The organism is Shewanella sp. 10N.286.45.A1, assembly GCF_041470405.1.
Taxonomy (GTDB): Bacteria; Pseudomonadota; Gammaproteobacteria; order Enterobacterales; family Shewanellaceae; genus Shewanella.
The window spans coordinates 1-2,908 of the sequence record NZ_JBFRMK010000139.1; the positions used below are offsets into that span (position 1 = coordinate 1).

3 protein-coding genes are annotated in these 2,908 nt (G+C 41.1%); all 3 read left to right on the forward strand.

Annotated features, from left to right (window positions below; all coding sequences use genetic code 11):
* Positions 1-591 (forward strand): tetratricopeptide repeat protein (locus AB4238_RS11430; protein WP_372033561.1); only part of this gene is annotated, 591 nt, incomplete at its 5' end.
* Positions 592-690: 99 nt separating this feature from the next.
* Positions 691-1,473 (forward strand): hypothetical protein, encoded by a 783-nt coding sequence (locus AB4238_RS11435; RefSeq protein WP_372033562.1) that lies wholly within the window; start codon positions 691-693, stop codon positions 1,471-1,473.
* Between the two features lie 462 nt (positions 1,474-1,935).
* Positions 1,936-2,908, forward strand: a 973-nt coding sequence (locus AB4238_RS11440) for an anaerobic sulfatase maturase (RefSeq protein ID WP_372033563.1), incomplete at its 3' end; no start/stop codon positions are given.

A 2,908-nucleotide genomic window follows, 5' to 3' on the forward strand; every position in this document is an offset into this window, starting at 1 on the left:
CCCTTGGCCGAATATATAGAAATATTGAAATTTAATGGCGATCGAGGCTTTGCTAGAACTAATCTCGGTCATCTCTATGCTAATCAAGGTTTACCAGAACAAGCAGTAAAAGAGTACAAAGCAGCAATAGAAGTACAAGCAAATTATGATGCGGCTTATATTAACCTCGCCGATCTATATCGCGCTCAAGGTAAAAATAGTCAAGCTATGGCAATACTAGAGCAAGGTATGTTGGCACAACCAACATCAGGTTCAATTCAATTTAGTATGGCGCTAGCATTACTTCGTGAAAAACAAACATCAACTGCCATTAACCATCTTAAAATAGCAACTGAATTAGAACCTACCAATGGCCATTTTTGGTATGTATACGCCATTGCAATCACTCCAACATCTGTTTCAGAAGCTGGAGCTGCATTTGACAAAGCTTATCAAGTCAGTGGCAATCCACAGTACCTTTATGCTCTTTGCGAGTTGATGCTGAGTAACAAAAGCCCACAGGCAAGCCAATGTTTAAAAGAGCTATCAACACTTGCGCCTGCTGATGCCGTTAACCAGCTGAAAGCTCGCTTTAATTTGAAAAGTGATTAAGCCCAACACATTGAGGAAAACTGGAATATTTACGAGTGTTGTCGTTTTTATCGCTGCCCTACTATTAGCCCATTGAGATTGTGACTATGGGTGAATTAAGTGGAATTAAAAACCGCACTATTAAGCTTTCTAACTGTACCGCTTTTGAGTGCTACAGCTTTTGCTGAGGAAAAAGAAGTTCAAGATATGTCAGATCCACTTGCTGTGTATACACAAGTCGGCGGCTCTTACGGCACCAATGGAATTAACTTTAAGCTAGGTAAGACACTTGATACCGGTTCAGCGACAGATATGTCGATGATACTTTTTGAAGTAAAAAGCATGTTGGGTGAACACACTAAAGATAAAGGCTCAAGTGCGATGAATCCTGACATGGCCAACGACGGGATCTCCGAGCTTCGCTTTAGAAAGTTTGATGTAGATATGACTAACGGTCGTGGGATCTCTATGGATGTTATCCATAATTTTGACAGCAACTCTGGCACCGCATCCATCGGCATGATCCAAGCTTTACCTAAAGTCGGTTTTTGGCAGGCATTCCCTATTATCGCGGCTGGAGTCCAGTACAACGATGGCTCGATGCGTGCAGCCGATGGAGAATCTACGGGTTTACATTCTGACTTTGCTTTTGCAAGTTTCACCTTGTATAACAAATTTCAGCTAACCGATACCATTTGGGCAAACTACAACCCTGTCTATACTCAAGCCATTTTTGGCGATCAGCTCTACACCGATAATCTACGTGGTAGTGATGGTTTGACCCATGAGTTTGTTTTGAGCTGGCAGATGACTCCCAAGCAAAACTTTCGACTTTGGTATAACACCACTCAGAATAACTTTAGCGACGGTGATTTTCGTTTAGAGTACAACCAACAATTCTAGCCACAGTCATTCAAAATCCTCAATAAAAGTCAGCTTATAGCTGGCTTTTTGTTTTATTAAAAATGACAACGGCAAAGTACTACATCGATTGCATTAAACGTTTAACCATAAAGTGTGAATTAAAAGCGCTGTAGGCATGATCACGGCTTGTAGCGAATAGTTATTCTCTATCCAAAGCCCCTAACCAAGCGTTAAAATTTTGGCCCCCTTCTATGAGTCACTCTAGCATTCCACTTCATCTTTGCATCGGCTGAAAAGGAATAACCATTATCAGCAATGGAACTTCAATAGAGAACGCTAATAAGCTCCCAATTAACCAAGCACTTAATGAAACACGGATTAGCTGGTAAAAACACCTGTTTTAAGCGCAATGAGTCACTATTCACAAGGGTAGTTTAGCTTTCGCTTTATAATCACTGATGTTTATTTACCAACACTAAAATAGTGCCTAAGGAGTTAGTGATGCAACCAATCAAAGTCAATTTACATAATGGAAAAGCAAGCAAACGATTTCATGTGATGAGTAAGCCGATTGGCGCCGCATGTAATATCGACTGCACCTATTGCTATTACTTAAGTAAACAAGACCTGCTTGAATACAAGAAAGGTTGCAGCCCAGAAATGCCATTCGATCAACTTGAATCTTACATCAAGCAATATATTGAACAGCAAAATACACCTGAGATCATCTTCACTTGGCAAGGAGGTGAACCGACGATGCTTGGACTTGATTATTTCAAAGAAGTTGTCCGCTTACAGACTAAATACGCTCCTAAAGGAGTTTTGATCTCTAATGACCTGCAAACCAATGGTACCCTGCTAAACGATGCATGGTGTTACTTCCTATCTAAACACAATTTTTTAGTGGGTTTAAGCATTGATGGACCTGAGATGTACCACAACGCCTACCGCAAAAATAGAGCAGGACGTGGCACGTTTAAACAAGTTATGGCCGGTATTGATCTACTGCATAAGCATAAAGTTAATTTTGCTACACTGACTTGTATCAACAAGCTCACCAGCCAAAATCCATTAGCTATCTATCGTTTTTTACGTGATGAAGTTCGCTCACCTCAAATTCAGTTTATTCCAATTGCGGAGCCTGAAACATTTAGAGAAACAGCACCACATCATTGGCAAAAAGAGCAGTTGCCGCTTCTAGGCAGCAAACAAGCTCAACCAGGTGAGTTAGGCTCAGTGGTTACACCATGGTCTGTCTCCAGTGAAGGCTGGGGAACTTTCTTGTGTACTGTTTTTGAAGAGTGGATTAAACATGATCTAGGCCGAGTTAATGTTCAGTATTTTGAAGCCTGTGTAGAAACTTGGATGGGGAGAACTAACCCCTTATGCACATTAGGTTCATTGTGTGGCAAAGGCTTAGCAATGGAGCCAAACGGCGACGTATTTGCATGTGACCACTACGTTTATCCTGAAT